Below are 18,292 nucleotides of genomic sequence, written 5' to 3' on the forward strand. Positions count from 1 at the left end.
TGGTCAGCGGCTGTTCGCGGCCGCTGGGCGCCTGCGGTGGGCGACCATGTCCAGGCCCCCTCGGGGCTGGAGGGTGAAGTCGCTGGTGACCCGGTCCGGCGGGTCGCCGACGGGCTCGAACTCCCAGTTCCTGCTCAGGGTCGCCAGGGCCATGACGCCTTCCATCTGGGCGAAGACGTTGCCGATGCACTGGCGGGGTCCGGCGCCGAAGGGCAGGTAGGCCAGCTTGGGGCGGCCGGGGGCCTTGGCGTGCCCGGTGAGGGGGTCGTCCGGGTCGGGGTCGGGCAGGAACCGCTGGGGTGCGAAGCGTTCCGGCTCGGGCCACCAGGTGGCGTCGCGGTGCAGGACGTACGGGCTGACCATGAGGACGCTGTTGCGCGGGATGTGGTAGCCGTTGGCGGTGTAGTCCTCCAGGGCGCGCCGTACGAGGACCCAGGCCGGCGGGTACAGGCGCAGGGCCTCGGAGTAGACGGCGTCGGCGAACTTCAGCCTGGGCAGGTCGTCGACGGTGGGGAGCCGGTCGCCGAGGACCTCGTCGATCTCGGCGTGGAGGCGTTCGCGTATCTCGGGGTGGGTGCCGAGGAGGTAGTAGGCCCAGGTGAGGGCGCCGGAGGAGGTTTCGTGGCCGGCCATCAGCAGGGTGATGGCCTCGTCGCGCAGCTCGGTGTCGGTGAGGTGTTCGCCGGTGTCGGCGTCGGTGACGGTGAGCAGGACGGACAGCAGGTCCTCGCCGTCGCCGGGGCCCTTGCGGCGTTCGTCGATCATGCCGTAGACGATGTCGTCGACGGCCTTCAGGCCGCGCTTGAACTGCCGGTTGGCGGGCAGCGGCAGGCGCAGCAGGATCTTGCCGAAGGGGCTGAGTTCCCAGCGCAGGGGGCCGCCCTCGCGGGGGAAGGCGGTGCGGATGCGGTCGGCGGCCTCGCTGTCGAGGGAGACGTCGAAGAGGGTGCGGGTGACCATGCCGAGGGCGAGTTCGTACATCGCCTCGTGGAAGTTGAACCGCTCGCCGTCGGTGAACTGGGCGCTCGCCTCGTCGGCGATGGTGGCGAAGGCGGTGCCGTAGCCGGCGATGCGCTGGCGGTGGAAGACGGGCTGGATGAGGCGGCGCTGGCGCCGGTGGTAGGTGCCGACGCTGGTCACCAGGCCCTTGCCGAGGACGCGTTCGAGGGTGGAGCCCCAGTCGTCGGGGCCGGGGCCGGTCTTCTGGGCGTCCTTGTCGAAGCGGCGGCTGGAGGCGATGATGACGTCCTGGACGACGTCGAAGTCGCTCACCAGGAACGCGTCGGTCTTGCCCATCGGGACGCGGACCAGCGGGCCGTGCTTGTCGCGCAGGCCGGTGAGGTAGCGCGGGACGTTGCGCACGACCTCGCGCATGTCCTTCAGCCGCATCGGTCCGGGCGTGGGGATGGCTTCCGTCGGCGCAGGCGACTCGGGGGTCGTTCGAACGTCGGTCACGGGTGTCTCCTGGTTCAGCGGAGGGTGACAGGTCTCAACGCCGAGCCGGCTGTGCAGAGTTCGGTGTGTCTGCGGACGCGGCGGGACAGGGCGGTCGGTGCGCATGGGGTCGACCTGGCGCCCGACGCTAGCAGCGGGGCGCGGCGGGCAGGCCGGTCGTCGTCGAGGTCTAGGGAATTCCAAAGGGTTGGCCCGATGGGGCCGTTGGCCGTGGGCCGTCGGCGGGGGCCGCCCGTACGCTGGCGCGTGGCAATCGTTCGTGTACGGCCACGTCGGACGGAGAGCGCATGACCAGCGGCGCGAGCACGACGGCGTCCGGCACCGCGTCGGAGCCCTCGGTGCTGCTGACCGTCCTTGTCGACTTCGGTGTCCCGATCGGCCTGTACTACGGCCTGACGGCGGCCGGTGTGGACGATGTGCTCGCGCTCACGGCGGGCGCGGCGGTGCCCGCGGCGGCGACCCTGGTGCGGTTCGTCAGGACCCGGCGGGTGGATGTGCTGGGTGTGTTCGTGACGGTGATGCTGGTGCTGAGCATCGTCGTGTCGCTGACCAGTGGCAGCGCGCGGCTCCTGCTGGTCCGCGACGGCTGGCTGACCGGCGTGGCCGGACTGGGCTTCCTCGTCTCCTTGCGCGGCAGGCGCCCGCTGGCCTTCGGTTTCTCCCGGCGTCTGCTGGAGCGGCGGTCGCGCGGCGGCCGGGACTGGGACGAACTGTGGGACGTGGAGCCCCGCTTCCGCCGTATCTGGCGGGTCACCACGATGATCTGGGGCATCGGTCTGATCGTCGACTCGGGCGTCCGCGCGCTGATGGCGTACACCCTGCCGGTGCATGTGGTTCCGGCGCTCAACGGCGTGCAGTACGGGGTGTTCACGCTGCTGATGCTGGTGATCGTGAACATCTACCACGCGCGGGCGGGGCTCTGGGCGCTCCTGTCTCCCGACGCCGTACCGGAGCAGCGGGAGCCCCGGGAGCCCCGGGAGCACGACCACCGCTGAGCAGAGCCCGCCCCCCCGGTTCCGTCTCAGCCCTCCGTCGCTCCTGCCGGTGTCGGGTCGGCCGGGTGGTCCGTCGTCGGAAGCTCGCCGCTCTCCACGGCCACGCGCAACCGCAGTGCCTCGCGGGGCATATTGACCGCCACGGCTCCCAGGACACGCTCGCCCGCGTAGTACACGGCGGTGAACTGCCGTTCCGACGGGGTGCCTTGGAGGATGTGGCAGCGGTCGGTGCCGGTGAGGTCGCCGAAGACCTGGATCTTCAGGTCGTGCTGGTCGGTCCAGAACGACCGCAGCGGTGCGAAGGGGCGGGCCGCGCCGCCGGCGAGGATGTTGCGGGCGACGGCCATGGCCTGTTCGGTGGCGTGCGTACGGTGTTCCAGACGGCGGCGTCGACGGGTGCGCGGGTCGGGCCGGTTGGCGACGTCGCCCGCCGCCCAGACCCCGGGCTCGGCCGCGCACAGGACGTCGCAGACGACGCCGTCGCCGACGGGGACGCCGCTGCCGTGCAGCCATTCGGTGTTGGGCACCGAGCCGGTGGCGACGAGCACCACGTCGGCGGGGAGCACACCGCCGTCGGCGAGCTGGACGCCGGTGACGGTGTCGCGGGCAGCGCGTACGGCGGTCACCCGGCCCTGGTGGACGCGCAGGCCGAGGTCGCGGTGGGTGGCGGCGACCAGTCCGGCGGCCTGCGGCCCGAGCAGGCCGAGCAGCGGTACGGGTGCCGAGCTGACGAGGGTGACGTCGGCGCCGAGGGCGCGGGCGGCGACGGCGGCCTCGGTGCCGAGCAGTCCGGCGCCGGCCACGACCATGCGCGGGCCCGCGCGGAGGGCCTCGCGCAGGGCGAGCGCGTCGTCGAGGGTGCGCAGGACGTGCACTCCGGCGGGGGGCGTCCGACCGGCCGGGGTGGTCGGTGCGGGGCAGCCGCCGGGGCCGTACGCCTGTGGCGACGACGACGGCGTCGGTGTGCAGGCGGGTGCCGTCGGCGAGGTGGACGGTGCGGCCGGTGCGGTCCAGGCCGGTGACGGGGCTGCCCAGGCGCAGGTCGATCGCGAGCCGTTCGTAGACCTCGGGGGCGCGCAGCCGGACGCGGTCGGGTTCCCAGCGGCCGGTGAGGATCTGCTTGGACAGCGGGGGCCGGTCGTAGGGAAGGCGGGGTTCGGCGCCGACGAGGGTGAGGCGGCCGTCGTAGCCCTGTCGGCGCAGGCTCTCGGCGGTCGTGGCACCGGCGGCTCCGGCGCCGATGACGACGATCTCGTGCGGGTCGCTCACGCAGTGTTCCCGGGGTCGGTCTTCAGGGGCTCCCACCAGTCGCGGTGGTCGCGGTACCAGTCGACGGTGGCGGCGAGGCCGGTGGTGAAGTCGGTGCGGGGCCGGTAGCCCAGCTCGTCGCGGATCTTGGTCCAGTCGAGGCTGTAGCGGCGGTCGTGGCCCTTGCGGTCGGCGACGTGCTCGACGCGTTCCCAGCCCGCGCCGCAGGCGTCGAGGAGCAGTCCGGTCAGCTCCTTGTTGGTCAGCTCGGTGCCGCCGCCGATGTTGTAGACCTCGCCGGGACGGCCCTTGGCGCGGACCAGTTCGATGCCGTGGACGTGGTCGTCGACGTGCAGCCAGTCGCGGACGTTGGCGCCGTCGCCGTACAGGGGGACCTTCAGGCCGTCGAGGAGGTTGGTGACGAAGAGCGGGACGACCTTCTCGGGGTACTGGTGGGGGCCGTAGTTGTTGGAGCAGCGGGTGACCCGTACGTCCAGGCCGTGGGTGCGGTGGTAGGACAGGGCGAGCAGGTCGGAGGAGGCCTTGGAGGCGGAGTAGGGCGAGTTGGGCAGCACGGGACTGTGCTCGGTCCAGGCGCCGGTGTCGATGGAGCCGTAGACCTCGTCGGTCGAGACGTGCACGAAGGTGCGCACCCCGTGCCGCAGGGCGGCGTCGAGGAGGGTGTGGGTGCCCAGGACGTTGGTGCGGACGAAGTCGGTGGAGTCGTCGATGGAGCGGTCGACGTGGGACTCGGCGGCGAAGTGCACCACCTCGTCGTGCCGGGCCATCAGGTCCTCGACCAACTCCCGGTCGCAGATGTCCCCTTGGACGAAGGCGAAGGCGGAATGGGCCCGCACCGCGTCCAGGTTGGCGGGGTTGCCCGCGTAGGTCAGCCTGTCGAGGACGGTGACGGCGACGTCGTCCGGGCCGGTGGGGCCGAGGAGGGTGCGCACATGGTGGGAGCCGATGAATCCGGCGCCGCCGGTCACCAGGATGCGGGTGGTCATGAGGAGATCTCCACCCGCCCGTGGTCGCCGATGACGAGCCGGTGCGCGGCGGGCACCCGGGGGCCGCGGGAGACATGCACATTGCGGCCGATCAGGGAGCTCTCCACTCGGCTGATGCTGTCGAAGCTGGACTCCCGCAGCACGATGGAGAACTCGATCTCGCTGTTGCGGATGACGCAGTCCTCGGCGATGGAGGTCGACGGGCCGATGTAGGAGTCCTGTACGAGGGTGCCGGAGCCGATGATCGCGGGACCCGCGATCCGCGAGCCGCGCACGACGGCGCCGGGCTCGATCCGGACCCGGCCGACGATCTCACTGGCGTCGTCCACATCGCCCTCGACCCGGTACTCCAGCAGGTCCAGCAGACGGCGGTTGACGTCGAGGATGTCGGCCGCGTTCCCGGTGTCCTTCCAGTAGCCCGTGATGACCGTGGTGTTGACGTCACGGTCACGGTCGAGCAGCCACTGGATGGCGTCGGTGATCTCCAGCTCGCCGCGCCGCGAGGGCTCGATGGCCCGTACGGCGTCATGGATGGCGGGCCCGAAGAGGTACACGCCGACCAGCGCCAGGTCGCTGCGGGGCCGGGCGGGTTTCTCCTCCAGCCGTACCAGGCACCCCTGCTCGTCGAGTTCGGCGACGCCGAAGGCGGACGGGTCGGGGACGCGGGTCAGCAGGAGCTGGGCGTCGGGGCGTGTCTTGCGGAACTCGTCGACGGAGTCGTTGATGCCGCCGAAGACGAAGTTGTCGCCGAGGAACATCACGAAGTCTTCGTCGCCGAGGAAGTCCCGGGCGATGAGCACCGCGTGGGCGAGGCCGAGCGGCGCCTCCTGGCGCAGGTAGGTGACGTCGATGCCGAAGTCGGAGCCGTCGCCGACGGCCTGACGTATCTCGTCCTCGGTCTCGCCGACGACGATCGCGACGTCGGTGATCCCGGCGTCGGCGATCGCCTCCAGGCCGTAGAAGAGGATGGGTTTGTTGGCGACCGGCACCAACTGTTTCGCGGAGGTGTGGGTGATGGGCCGCAGCCGGGTCCCCGCACCTCCCGACAGCACGAGAGCCTTCACGTTTCCGTCCCGCCTTACGTGTCGTCGGTGTGGGGGCGGGCCGTCAGGGCTGGATCTCGATGGCGCCGGACGGGCAGATCAGCTCCGCCTCGTTGACGGCGGCTCGACGGTCCTCGGACGGCTCGGGCTCCAGCAGTTCGACCAGTCCGTCCTCGCGGCTCTGGTCGAAGACGTCGGAGGCGGCGAGCACGCACTGACCGGCTCCGACACAGCGCTCACGGTCCACGGTGATCTTCATGTGTCTTTTCCTCTTCGTGAGTTGGGGGCGGACGGTTCAGCTGACCTCGGCCAGCCGTTCCAGAGAGGCGACGACCTCGGCGGGGCTGGGCATGGCCTCGCACTGGGCGCGCACCCGCCGGGCCGCGTCCGCGGCTTCGGTGCCGCCGGTGAGGCGGCGGATGTGGTCGCGGACGTTCTCCGCGGTGGCGTCGCTGTGGTGCAGGTACACGCCCGCGCCGGCGCGTTCCAGGGCGCGTCCGCGCAGTTCGTGGTCGGAGACCAGGGTGGACAGCATCAGCTGTGGCACCCCGGCCACCATCGCGGTGGCGAAACTGCCGTAGCCGCCGTGGTGGATGAAGGCCGAACAGGTCGGCAGCAGCGTGTGCAGGGCGACCGAGTCGACCGCGCGGGCGTTGTCCGGGACGGTTCCGAGCCGCTCGCGCTGGGCGGGCAGCAGCGCGGCGACGACCTCCACGTCCTCGTCGGCGAGCGCGTCGAGGATCTCCGGCACGGACACGTAGTCGCCGCCGTAGTCCTCGGTGTTGGAGGCGCCGAGGCTCAGGCAGACGCGCGGCTTCTTGGGCGCCTCGCGCAGCCAGTCCCACACCACGGCCCGCCCGTTGTACGGCACGTGCCGCATCGGCAGCTCCGGGGACGCCGTGGGTACGGCGAGGGAGGACGGCAGGGTGCTGACGGTGGCCTGGCCGTGCAGCATCTCCTCGTCGCAGGAGAACCCGAACGGCTCGCAGCGGGAACCCAGCCAGTCCGCCAGCGGGTCAACCCGCTCCGACTCCGGCTGCTCGCCCATGAGGTGGAGGTACGTCTGCCGGGTCCGCCCCCACACGTCGGCGCACCACATCAGCCGCACGTGCGCGGCGCCGCTGATCCGCGCGGCGACCGCACCCGCGTAGGCGAGCGGGTCCCGTACGACGAGGTCGGGCCGCCAGCTCTGCGCGAACGCGGCCAGGTCCTCGATCATGGAGTCGTTGTAGACGGCGAAGGCGTAGGGGACGCTGAGTTCGTACCGCTCCTTCAGCTCCGCCCAGTCGACGTCGGCGCGTTCGCAGCGGCTCCAGTTGGCGGTGCGGTAGTCCTGCGACTCGCGGTAGGCGGCCATGTCCCGGTGGATGGCGTGGTCGCTGCCCACGGGCACGGCGGTGAGCCCGGCGCGGGTGATGGTCTCGGTGGCCATCGGCTGGCTCGCGACCCGCACCTCGTGGCCGGCTGCGGCCAGCGCCCACGCCAGCGGGGCCATCAGATAGATGTGGGACTTCTCGGACAGGCTGACGAACAGGACCCGCATCATGCTCCCTCGGTTCGGTGGGCCGGTTCCCGGCCTGCGGTGTACGGCGGCAGGACCGTGTCGATCCAGGTGGTGAGGGCGCCCGCGGTGTCGGTGGCGTGCGACTCCATCATCGTGAAGTGGTTGCCGGGCACGTCCACCGTGCGGTCGGCGCCGTCCCAGGAACTGCGCCACTCCCCCGCCTCGCCCTCGGCGACGGTGACCGGGGGCTCGCTGGGCCGCACCAGCACCACCGGCACGGACAGGGCGCCGGGGTCCCACTCGCCGATCATGTTGATGTACCAGCTCATCGCGGAGAGCCGGTCGGCGTCCATGGCCGCGAACATCGACTCGCGGTCGAACATCCCGGCCAGCATCTCCTGGGAGAACCGGGTGAACGGCGAGTCCGCGCGCGGCATGTAGGTGTCCAGCAGCGCCACCCCGAGCGGTGGCCGCCCCTCCTTCTCCAGGTACCGGGCGGCGGCCAGGGCGAGGACACCGCCGGAGGAGGAGCCGGTGAGCACGAAGGGCCGCTCCCCGGCGCAGCGCAGCGCCCACGCGGCCTGGGTGCGGGCGACGACGTCCAGCGAGGCGGGCAGGGGTTCGCCGCGGCCGAAGCCGGGGGTGGGCAGCGCCCATACGTCGCGCCGCCCGCGGAAGGCGGAGGCGAACCGGGCGTACTGGTGGACGCCCGCCAGCGCCACGTAGGAGCTGAAGCAGATCAGCGGGGCACCCTCGTCCCCGGCGGCGAGCCGCAGCCCGGCACCGGGTACCTCCTCCGGGGCGTCGAACGTGGGGCGCAGCTCGGCGACCGCCTGGAGCAGGGCGAAGCCCTCGTCGACCCGTCCCGACTGACATGCGGTGCGGAAGAGAGAGCCGATGGTGTCGTGCGTGTCGTGGGTGCGGGTCGGCTCCGGGGTGGTGGGTGTCTCGTCCGCGGTGAACCGTTCGGCGAGGTCGGCGGCGAGCGCCTGTGGGGTGTCGGCGTCGAAGACGAGGGTGGGCGGCAGCCGGAGGCCGGTGAGTTTCCCGAGCCGGTTGCGCAGTTCGACCGCGGTGAGCGAGTCGAAGCCGAGTTCGGCGAAGTGCCGGTCGGGTGCCACCTCGTCGGTGGAGTCGTGGCCGAGGACGACGGCGACCTGCTCGCGTACGGCGTCCACGAGGGCGGCGAGCCGCTGCTCGGGGTCGAGCCCGGCCAGCCGGGCGGCCAGGGCGCGGCCACCGTCGTCGGGAGCGGCGGCCGCGGAACGGCGAGTGCGGGTGCGCGGCGCCTCCTGCCGGTCGACGGCGACCACGGCCGCATCGTCGAGGGCCAACGCCCGGTCCAGCAGGGCGAGTCCGGCCTCGTCGCTCAGGGCTGCCATACCGCTGCGGGCCATGCGCTCCCGGTCCGCGGTGGCGAGCCCGGCCGTCATTCCGCTGTCGGCGGCCCACAGCCCCCACGCGACGGACGTGGCAGGGAGCCCATGGGCACGGCGGTGTTGGGCCAGGGCGTCGAGGAAGGTGTTGGCGGCGGCGTACGCGCCCTGCCCGGCCGCGCCGAAGGTGCCGGCGGCGGAGGAGAACAGGACGAAGACAGACGGTTTCTGTTGGAGCGTCAGCTCGTGCAGGAGCCAGGCCGCGTCCGCCTTCGGCCGGAGTACGGCGTCCAGTTGGGCGTCGGTGAGCGAGGTCAGCGTGGCGTCGTCGACGACACCGGCGATGTGCACGACGGCCGTGAGGGGCCGCTCCTCCGGGATCTGCGCGAGCAGCGCCTCCAGGTCGGCCCGGTCCGCCACGTCGCAGGCGGCCAGGGTGGCCTCGGCGCCGCGCTCGGCCAGGTCGGCGAGGAGGACGTCGGCACCGGGGGCGTCCGTGCCGCGCCGGGAGGCCAGGAGCAGGTGGCGGGCGCCGTGGGTGGTGACGAGGTGCCGGGCCACCAGGCCGCCGAGGGCGCCGGTGGCTCCGGTGACCAGGACGGTGCCGTGGGAGAGGGGTTCCGGTTCCCGGGTGGCCCCGTCCACCGGGTGGAGGTCGGGCAGCAGGAGTGTGCCCTCGCGTAGGGCGGCCTGGGGGGTGTCCGGCGGCCACGGCGGCGGTGAGGGCCTGCTCGGCGGCTGCCGCGTCCAGGTCCAACAGGTGCATACGGTCGGGATGTTCGAGCTGGGCGGACCGCACCAGCCCGCACAGGGCGGCGGCGGGCAGGTCCGTCACGTCCTCGTCGGGCGTGGCGCCGAGCGCGCCCCGGGTGACGAGGACCAGGCGCGATTCGGCGAAGCGCTCGTCGTCCACCCAGTCGCGGAGCAGCCCGGCGGCTTTGGTCAGCAGGTCCCGGGTGGCCTGCGGGGCGGGCGTGCCGGGGGCGGCCGTGAAGGCGGCCAGGACGATGCCGGGTGCCGCGGTGCCCGTATCGACGGCCGCGGCGAGGGAGGGCAGGCCGGCATAGCACTCCAGGTGCACGCCGGACGCGTCCAGCGCCTCGGCCAGACCGCCGTCGCCCTCGCCCAGCAGCGCCCAGCGCACGGTCTCGGGTACCGGGGCGGTGGGCTGCGGGTCGGCGGGGCGCCAGCGCTGTGCCAGCAGCGGTGGGATCGGGCGGGCCGTGGGTGCGTCGGTGATCCGGCGCAGTACGAGGCCGTCGGCGGTGACGACGGGGCGGCCGTCGGCTCCGGCCACGTGCACCTTGTAGGCGTCGGGGCGGCCGTCCTCCGGAACGAGGTGGACGCGCAGCGCGCTCGCGCCGGTCGCATGGAGGCGGACGCCGTGCCAGGCGAAGGGCAGGGTGGGCGCCGCCCCGCCGCCGTCGAGGGCCTGGACCAGCAGCGTCTGGACGGCCGCGTCGAGGAGAGCGGGGTGGATGCCGTAGCGGGCGGCCTCGGCGCGGTGGGTCTCGGGCAGGGCGACCTCGGCGAACAGTTCGTCGCCGCGCCGCCAGACCTTGCCGAGTCCCTGGAAGGCGGGGCCGTAGGTGAATCCGCCGGCGCCGAACTGCTCGTACCAGTCGTCGTGTGCGCTCGGCTCGACCGGCCGGGCGTCCGGGGGCGGCCAGGCGGCGGTGAGGTGCGGGTCGGGGGCCTCCTCCTCCGGGTCCGCTGCCAGCAGGCCCTGGGCGTGCCGGGTCCAGGGCTCGGCGGAGTCGGCGTCGGCGGGGCGCGAGTGGACGGTGAACGAGCGTCTGCCGTCCTCGTCCGGCGCGGTGACGGCCAACTGGAACCGCACGGCGCCGCGTTCGGGCAGCACCAGCGGGGTCTCCAGGGTCAGCTCGCCGACCTGACCGAGCCCCACCTGGTCACCGGCGTGAACGGCCATGTCCAGGTAGGCCGTGGCGGGCAGGATGGCCCGCCCCAGCACTCGGTGATCAGCCAGCCAGGGCGTTGTCCGGGGCGACAGGACGCCGCTGAACACCAGCGCGTCGGTGTCGGCGACCCGTACGGCCGCGGACAGCAGCGGGTGTCCGGGGTGCTCCAGTCCGGCGGTGGTGACATCACCGAACCGCGGAGAGGCGTCCAGCCAGTAGCGGCGGCGCTGGAAGGCGTACGTCGGCAGCGGGACGGGCGCGGTCTCCGGGAGCCGGGACGCCCAGTCCACGCGGGCGCCGTCGACGTGGAGGTGCGCCAACGCGGCCAGCAGGGAATCGGCTTCGGGGCGGTCCTTGCGCAGGAGCGGTACCGACACGTCTGAGTCCTCCAGGCAGTTCCGCGCGAGGGCGGTCAGCGTGCCGTCGGGGCCCAGCTCCAGGAACCGGCCCACATTCTGCTCCCCAAGCACACGTACGGCGTCGGCGAAACGGACCGTGCGGCGGACGTGGTCGACCCAGTACTCGGGGGAGGTCAACTCCTCGTCCGTGGCGGGGAGTCCAGTGACAGTGGAGACGAGGGGCAGCTTCGGACGGTCGTAGGTGAGGCTCTCGGCGATTTTGCTGAAGTCCGCGAGCACCGGGGCCATGAGCGGTGAGTGGAAGGCGTGGCTGACGCGGAGGGGGGTGACCTTGCGGCCCTGCTCCCGGAAGTGGCTGACAACCGAGTTCACAGCCTCCGCCGCGCCGGCGACGACCACGGCGTTCGGACCGTTGACGGCGGCGATGTCCACTTCGCCTGTGAGCAGCGGCAACACCTCGTCCTCCGAGGCCTGTACGGCGACCATCGCCCCGCCGTCGGGGAGGGCCTGCATCAGGCGACCACGTGCGGCGACGAGCTTGCAGGCGTCCGTCAGGGACCAGACCCCGGCGACGTGGGCGGCGGCGATCTCGCCGATGGAGTGACCGGCGAGCACGTCCGGGCGGACACCGAAGGACTCCAGCAGCCGGAAGAGGGCCACTTCGAGGGCGAAGAGGGCGGGCTGGGCGTACTCGGTGCGGTTCAGGGCCTCCGCGTCGTCGCCGAAGACCACAGCTTTCAGGTCGAAGGGCAGTTCCGCGTCCACCGCGTCGAAGGCGTCGGCGAAAGCGGGGTACGCGTCGTACAGCTCCCGCCCCATACCGAGCCGCTGTGAACCCTGCCCCGCGAACAGGAACGCGGTGCGGATGTCACGGCGGGCCAGGCCGTTGACCGAGTTCACACGCTGTTCACCCGAAGCCACCGCTTCCAGGCCACGGACCAGTTCCGCCCGGTCGGCGCCCCACACCACGGCCCGGTGCTCGAACAGCGACCGCGACCGCACCAGCGAGCCCGCAACCCCCGCGAGGGACACGCCCTCTTGGGCCGACACGAACTCCGCCAGCCGCCCGGCCTGCGCCCGCAGCGCCGCAGCCGTACGCCCCGACACCACCCACGGAACCAACCCGTCGATGTCTTGCGAACCGGTCACCTCGTCAACCGGCGGCGGCTCCGCCAGCACCACATGGGCGTTCGTCCCGCTGATCCCGAACGACGAGACACCCGCACGCCGGACATGCCGTTCCCGCTGCGGCCACTCGGCATTCGCGCGGACGAGTTCCACCGCCCCGGCCGACCAGTCCACGTGGGACGACGGCTCCTCGGCGTGCAGCGTGCGCGGAAGCACCCCGTGCTGCATCGCCAGCACCATCTTGATGACCCCGGCAACACCGGCGGCGGCCTGGGTGTGCCCGATGTTGGACTTCACCGACCCCAGCCACAAGGGCCGTTCACGATCCTGCCCGTACGTGGCAAGCAGCGCCTGCGCCTCGATCGGGTCACCCAGCGAGGTCCCCGTGCCATGCGCCTCCACCGCATCCACGTCCGATGGCCTCAGCCCGGCCGCCGCCAACGCCTGCCGAATCACCCGCTGCTGCGACGGCCCGTTCGGCGCCGTAAGACCATTCGACGCCCCGTCCTGATTCACCGCCGAACCGGCAACCACCGCCAACACCCGCCGCCCATGGCGCCGAGCATCCGACAGCCGCTCCACCAGCACCAGCCCGGCGCCTTCGGAGAACCCGGCCCCGTCCGCCGCGTCCGAGAAGGCCTTGCAGCGGCCGTCGGAGGCCAGCCCGCCCTGGCGGTCGAAGTCGATGAAGAGTCCCGGGGTGGACATGACCGTGACGCCGCCCGCCAGGGCGAGGTCGCACTCCCCCGCCCGAAGCGCCTGCACAGCCAGGTGCAGGGCGACGAGGGCGGACGAGCAGGCGGTGTCGACGGTGACCGCGGGCCCCTCCAGGCCGAGCACGTACGACACCCGGCCGGACATGACGCTGGCCGAGTTCCCGGTGCCGAGGTGGCCGGCGACCTCCGCCGCCGCGGTCGGGTCGAGGGGACGGGAGGCGTAGTCCTGGTAGTTGGTGCCCGCGAAGACGCCGGTGCGCGAGCCGCGCAGTGTCGTCGGGTCGATCCCGGCACGCTCGAACGACTCCCAGGCCAGTTCCAGCAGCAGCCGCTGCTGCGGGTCCATGGCCAGGGCCTCGCGGGGCGAGATGCCGAAGAACCCGGAGTCGAAGCCCGCCATGTCCCGCAGGAAGCCGCCCTCGCGGGCCGTGCCGTCGGGGCCGGGGTCCCAGCCTCGGTCCTCGGGCCAGGCGGTGATGGCGTCGGTGCCGTCGGCGAGGAGCCGCCAGAACTCCTCGGGGCTGTCGGCGCCACCGGGGAAGCGACAGCTCATCGCGGTGATGACGATCGGGTCGTCGTCGGTGGCGCGGGGCGCGGGGAGCATGTCCACGGTGGCCTGGGCGGCCGTCGGGATCACGGTGTCGCGCAGGTGGTCGGCGAGGACGGCGGGGGTGGGGTAGTCGAAGACGAGGGTGGCGGGCAGCGGGCGGCCGAGGGCGCCGCTGAGGGCGTTCCGCAGTTCGACGGCGGTGAGGGAGTCGAAGCCGAGTTCGCGGAAGGAGCGGGTGGGTTCGACGTCCTGGGGGCCGCTGTGGTTGAGGACGACGGCGACGTGGGCGCGGACGAGTTCCTCGAACGCGGCGCGCTGTTCGGCGGCGGGGAGTGCGGCGATCCGCCGGGACAGGTCGTCCCCGGCGGCGGTGTCCGGGTCGGCGGCACCGGGGGTGTCGTGGGCGGCGGGCCTGGCGGTGAGGGCGCGCTGGGCGTCGGGGAGGTCGTCGATGAAGGGGCGGGGGCGGGAGGTGGTGTAGGCGTGGGCGAACAGGTCCCAGTCGATGTCGGTGACGGCGACCGTGGTGTCGTCGTGGTCCAGGGCCGACTGGAGGGCGCCGAGGGCGAGTTCGGGGTCCATGGGGCGTACGCCGTGCCGTTGGAGGCGTTCGCCCACGGCGCCTTCGGCCATGCCGCCGTCGGCCCAGGGGCCCCAGGCGATGGCGGTGGCGGGCAGTCCGCGGGCGTGGCGCTGCTGGGCGAGGGCGTCCAACAGGGCGTTTCCGGGGGCGTAGTTGGCGTGGCCGGGGGCGCCGATGGTGCCCGCGGTGGAGGAGAACAGGACGAACGCGGTGAGGTCGAGGTCGGCGGTGAGCGCGTCGAGGTTGCGGGCGCCGCCGACCTTGACCCGTAGGACTTCGGCGAGTCGGTCGGGGGTGAGGGTGGTGATGACGCCGTCGCGCAGGACGGCGGCGGTGTGGAAGACGGCGGTCAGGGGCCGGTCGGCGGGCACCGCGGCGAGGGCGGCGGCGAGTTGGTCGCGGTCGGCGATGTCGCAGGCGACGATGTCGACGTGTCCGGCGCCGAGTTCGGTGAGTTCGGTGGCGAGTTCGGCCGCGCCGGGCGCGTCCGGGCCGGTTCGGCTGAGGAGCAGCAGGCCGGGGGCGCCCTGGCGGGCGAGGCGGCGGGCGACCTGGCGGCCGAGGGCTCCGGTGCCGCCGGTGACGAGGGTGGTGCCGGTGGGGGTCCATTCCCTCCGCGCACCGAGGCCGCCGGTGGCGGCGCGGGTGAGGCGGCGGGCGAGCAGGCCGGTGGCGCGGATCGCGAGCTGGTCCTCGTGGCCGATTCCGGCGAGGGCGGCGATCAGGCGGTCGGCTGCGGCCGTGTCCAGGCCGGCGGACAGGCCGGCGGGCAGGTCGGCGGGCAGGTCGATCAGGCCGCCCCAGCGCTGGGGCTGTTCCAGGGCGACGACCCGGCCGAAGCCCCAGACGAGGGCCTGTTCGGGAGCCTCGGGCCCGTCCGACGCGCCGGTGGCTACGGCGCCGCGGGTGGCGAACCAGACGGGCGCCTCCATACCGAGGTCGTCAAGGGCCTGGACGAGGGCGACGGTGGCGGAGAAGCCGCGGGGCAGGTCGGGCTGTCCATCGTGCTCGGTGGCGTCGAGGGCGAGCAGCGACAGCACGGCGTGCGGCCGGTCCTCGCCGGTGGCGCGGAGCAGGTCGGCGATCCGGGCGCGGTCGTCGGTGGCGGCTACCGGCACGGTGACGGGGGTGGCGCCGGCGCGGGCGAGGGCATCCGTCACGGCGGACACAGGGCCGTCGGCGGACACGGGGCGGTCGCCGGGCACGGGACGGTCGGCGGGGACGGGGCGGTCGCCGGACACGGGGCAGTCGGCGGGCACGGGGCAGTCGGCGAGGACAGGGCGGTCGGCGGGGACGACGACCAGCCAGGTGCCGGTGAGGACGGGTGCCTGGGGCGCGGGCAGGGGCTTCCAGGTGACGCGGTAGCGCCAGCCGTCGGCGGTGGCGGTCTCACGGCTGCGGCGGCGGTAGGCGCTCAGGGCGGGCAGCACCGTGGCGAGGGTGTCCTCGTCGAGGTGGAGGGCGGCGGCCAGCGGCGCGGCCTCGCCGTTCTCGACGGTCTGCCAGAAGCGGGCGTCGAGGTCGGTCGCGGGGGGCGCGGTGGGCTCGGCCGGGGTGGGCCAGTAGGTGCGGTGCTGGAAGGTGTAGGTGGGCAGGTCGACACGGGTGCCGGGGCCGATGAGGGCGGGCCAGTCGACGGGGGCGCCGCCGCGTACGGACAGTTCGGCGAGTGAGGTGAGGAAGCGGCGCGGGCCGCCCTCGCCGCGGCGCAGGGTGCCGGTGACGACGGTGCCGGTGCGGCCGTCCTCGTCGAGGGTGTCGCGGACGGCGGCGGTGAGCACGGGGTGCGGGCTGGACTCGACGAACGCCCGCACGTCCTGGGCGGCGAGGGCGCGTACGGCGTCGGCGAAGCGGACGGTGCGGCGCAGGTTCTCGTACCAGTAGGCGGCGTCCAGTCGCTCGGTGTCGAGCCAGTCGCAGGTGACGGTGGAGAAGAACGGCACCTCGCAGGCGCGCGGGCGGATGGGCGCGAGGTCGGCGAGGAGCCGGTCGCGGATCTCCTCGACCTGGGCGGAGTGGGAGGCGTAGTCGACGGGGATCCGCCGGGCCTGCGCTCCGGACTCGGTGAGTTCGGCGACGAGGTCGCGTACGGCGTCGGCGTCGCCGGAGACGACGACGGAGGCGGGTCCGTTGACGGCGGCGACGGACAGGCGCCCGTCCCAGCGGGCGATGCGCTGCTCGACGTCGGTGACGGGCAGCAGGACGGAGGCCATGCCGCCGCGACCGGCCAGCGCGGTGATGGCGCGGCTGCGCAGGACGACGACGCGGGCGGCGTCGTCCAGGGTGAGGGCACCCGCGACGCAGGCGGCGGCGATCTCGCCCTGGCTGTGCCCGACCACGGCGTCGGGGTGGACACCGCGGGACTGCCAGAGCCGGGCCAGCGCCACCATGGTGACGAACAGCAGGGGCTGCACGACGTCGACGCGGTCGAGGGTGGGCGCGCCGTCGGCGCCGCGCAGGACGGCCTCGGGCGACCAGTCGACGTACTGCTCGACGGCGCTGGCGCAGGCGGTGAAGTGGGTGCGGAACTCGGCGTCGGTGTCGAGGAGTTCGGTGGCCATGCCGGGCCACTGGGGGCCCTGGCCGGGGAAGACGAACGCTATGCGGCCGTCGACGTCGGCGACGCCGCGCACCAGGCCGTTCGCGGGGGCGTCGGAGGCCAGGGACTCCAGGCCGCGCAGGAGTTCGGCGCGGTCGTCGGCGAGGACCACGGCGCGGTGTTCGAAGGCGGCGCGGGTGGCGGCGAGCGACCAGGCCACGTCGTGCGGGACGGGCGCGTCCTGGGTGTCGGAGCGCAGGTGGGCGTGGAGGGCGGCGGCCTGGGCGCGCAGGGCCGGGCCGCTGCGGGCGGAGACGACGTACGGGAGGGTGGTGCCCGGCGAGGAGGACTCGGCGGCCGTCTGCTCTACCTGCTCGGCCTGTTCGAGGATGACGTGGGCGTTGGTGCCGCTGACGCCGAAGGAGGAGACGCCCGCGATCCGGGGCCGCCCGGTGTCGGGCCAGGGGCGGGGTTCGGTGAGCAGTTCGACGCGGCCCGCGCTCCAGTCGACGTGGGACGACGGCTCGTCCACGTGCAGGGTGCGGGGAAGGAACCCGTGCTGGATCGCCAGCACCATCTTCATCACGCCCGCGACGCCCGCGGCGGCCTGGGTGTGCCCGAAGTTCGACTTCACCGAACCGAGCCACAGGGGCTGTTCGCGGTCCTGCCCGTACGTGGCGAGCAGGGCTTGCGCCTCGATCGGGTCGCCGAGGGTCGTACCGGTGCCGTGCGCCTCGACGGCGTCGACGTCGGCGGCGGTGAGCCGGGCGTCGGCGAGGGCCTGCCAGACGACGCGCTGCTGGGCGGGGCCGTTGGGGGCGGTGAGGCCGTTGGAGGCGCCGTCCTGGTTGACGGCGGAGCCGCGGACCACGGCGAGCACCGGGTGCCCGAGGCGGCGGGCGTCGGCGAGCCGCTCGACGAGGAGGATGCCCGCGCCCTCGGCCCAGCCGGTGCCGTCGGCGGCGTCCGCGAAGGCCTTACAGCGGCCGTCGGGGGCGAGCCCGCGCTGCCTGCTGAACTCCAGGAACAGTCCCGGCGTCGACATCACGGTCACACCGCCCGCGAGCGCCAGGTCGCACTCCCGCGCGCGCAGGGCCCGTACCGCCAGGTGCAGCGCGACCAGCGAGGAGGAGCAGGCCGTGTCGACGGTGACAGCGGGGCCCTCCAGGCCGAAGGTGTACGAGATCCGGCCGGACACGACACTGGCGGCGTTGCCGGTGCCGACGTGGCCCTCCAGGCTCTCCCGCGATCCGGTCAGCAGCGCCGGGTAGTCCTGGCCGTTGGTGCCGGCGAAGACACCGGTACGGGAGCCCCGCAGCGAGGTCGGGTCGATGCCGGCCCGCTCGAACGCCTCCCAGGAGATCTCCAGCAGCAGCCGCTGCTGGGGGTCCATCGCCATCGCCTCACGCGGGGAGATCCCGAAGAACGACGCGTCGAAGGCACCGGCACCGGGGAGCGCGCCGCCGCGGGTGCAGTACGTCTTTCCGGGTGCGCCGGGCTCGGGGTCGTAGTGGTCGGCGAGGCTCCAGCCGCGGTCGGCGGGCCACTCGGCGACCGCGTCCGTCCCGCTCTCCAGCAGCCGCCACAGGCCCTCCGGGGAGTCGGCGCCGCCGGGGAAGCGGCAGCTCATCGCGACGATGGCGACGGGCTCCCGGGACGCGGACTCGGCCTCCCTCAGCCGCTTGCGCGTCTCGTGCAGGTCACCGGTGACCTTCTTGAGGTAGCTGAGGAGCTTCTCCTGCTCGTTCACGCGTACTCACCCACCTGCGAGGTCGTGGCGGTCTGGGCGTCGGGGCGCTGCTCGGGCGCGGTCGTGGCCGCCGGGGCGTCGGGGCGTTGCTCCGGCGCGGGCATGGCCCCCCGGCCGTCG

8 protein-coding genes and 2 pseudogenes are annotated in these 18,292 nt (G+C 73.6%); 1 reads left to right on the forward strand and 9 read right to left on the reverse strand.

Features of this window, described 5'->3' with window-relative positions; genetic code table 11:
* Nucleotides 1-3: 3 nt before the first annotated feature.
* Entirely contained in the window at nucleotides 4-1,455 is a 1,452-nt protein-coding gene (locus GA0115233_RS33170; RefSeq protein WP_176712031.1) for a cytochrome P450, read from the reverse strand.
* Between the two features lie 287 nt (nucleotides 1,456-1,742).
* Between GA0115233_RS33170 and GA0115233_RS33175 the strand changes: the two genes are divergently transcribed.
* A complete protein-coding gene (locus GA0115233_RS33175) occupies nucleotides 1,743-2,450 on the forward strand; it encodes a VC0807 family protein (RefSeq protein WP_093724041.1) in 708 nt (235 codons plus the stop codon).
* A gap of 26 nt (nucleotides 2,451-2,476) precedes the next feature.
* Here GA0115233_RS33175 and GA0115233_RS33180 read toward each other — a convergent pair whose 3' ends face one another.
* From GA0115233_RS33180 to GA0115233_RS42005, 8 genes and pseudogenes are all read right to left on the reverse strand, one after another.
* Entirely contained in the window at nucleotides 2,477-3,325 is an 849-nt protein-coding gene (locus GA0115233_RS33180; RefSeq protein WP_255310436.1) for an NAD(P)/FAD-dependent oxidoreductase, read from the reverse strand.
* Between the two features lie 82 nt (nucleotides 3,326-3,407).
* Nucleotides 3,408-3,755, reverse strand: a pseudogene (locus GA0115233_RS41990) (FAD-dependent oxidoreductase); the annotation flags it as partial.
* Entirely contained in the window at nucleotides 3,716-4,705 is a 990-nt protein-coding gene (gene rfbB, locus GA0115233_RS33185; protein WP_093724042.1) for a dTDP-glucose 4,6-dehydratase, read from the reverse strand. The gene rfbB and the pseudogene GA0115233_RS41990, both read right to left, overlap by 40 nt.
* A complete protein-coding gene (locus GA0115233_RS33190; RefSeq protein WP_093724043.1) occupies nucleotides 4,702-5,769 on the reverse strand; it encodes a glucose-1-phosphate thymidylyltransferase in 1,068 nt (355 codons plus the stop codon). The genes rfbB and GA0115233_RS33190 overlap by 4 nt, the downstream gene beginning before the upstream one ends.
* 43 nt (nucleotides 5,770-5,812) lie before the next feature.
* The gene (locus tag GA0115233_RS33195; protein WP_093724044.1) at nucleotides 5,813-6,007 is read right to left on the reverse strand and encodes a ferredoxin; all 195 of its coding nucleotides are present in this window, start codon (nucleotides 6,005-6,007) and stop codon (nucleotides 5,813-5,815) included.
* A 36-nt stretch (nucleotides 6,008-6,043) separates the two neighbouring features.
* The gene (locus GA0115233_RS41995) at nucleotides 6,044-7,294 is read right to left on the reverse strand and encodes an activator-dependent family glycosyltransferase (RefSeq protein WP_261720092.1); all 1,251 of its coding nucleotides are present in this window, start codon (nucleotides 7,292-7,294) and stop codon (nucleotides 6,044-6,046) included.
* Entirely contained in the window at nucleotides 7,291-9,273 is a 1,983-nt protein-coding gene (locus tag GA0115233_RS42000) for a type I polyketide synthase (protein WP_369691388.1), read from the reverse strand. Before GA0115233_RS42000 ends, GA0115233_RS41995 begins: the two co-directional genes overlap by 4 nt.
* Nucleotides 9,274-9,865: 592 nt before the next feature.
* Nucleotides 9,866-18,172 (reverse strand): annotated as a pseudogene (locus GA0115233_RS42005) (type I polyketide synthase); the annotation flags it as partial.
* Between the last annotated feature and the right edge of the window lie 120 nt (nucleotides 18,173-18,292).

The organism is Streptomyces sp. DI166, assembly GCF_900091315.1.
Classification (GTDB): Bacteria; Actinomycetota; Actinomycetes; order Streptomycetales; family Streptomycetaceae; genus Streptomyces; species Streptomyces fuscus.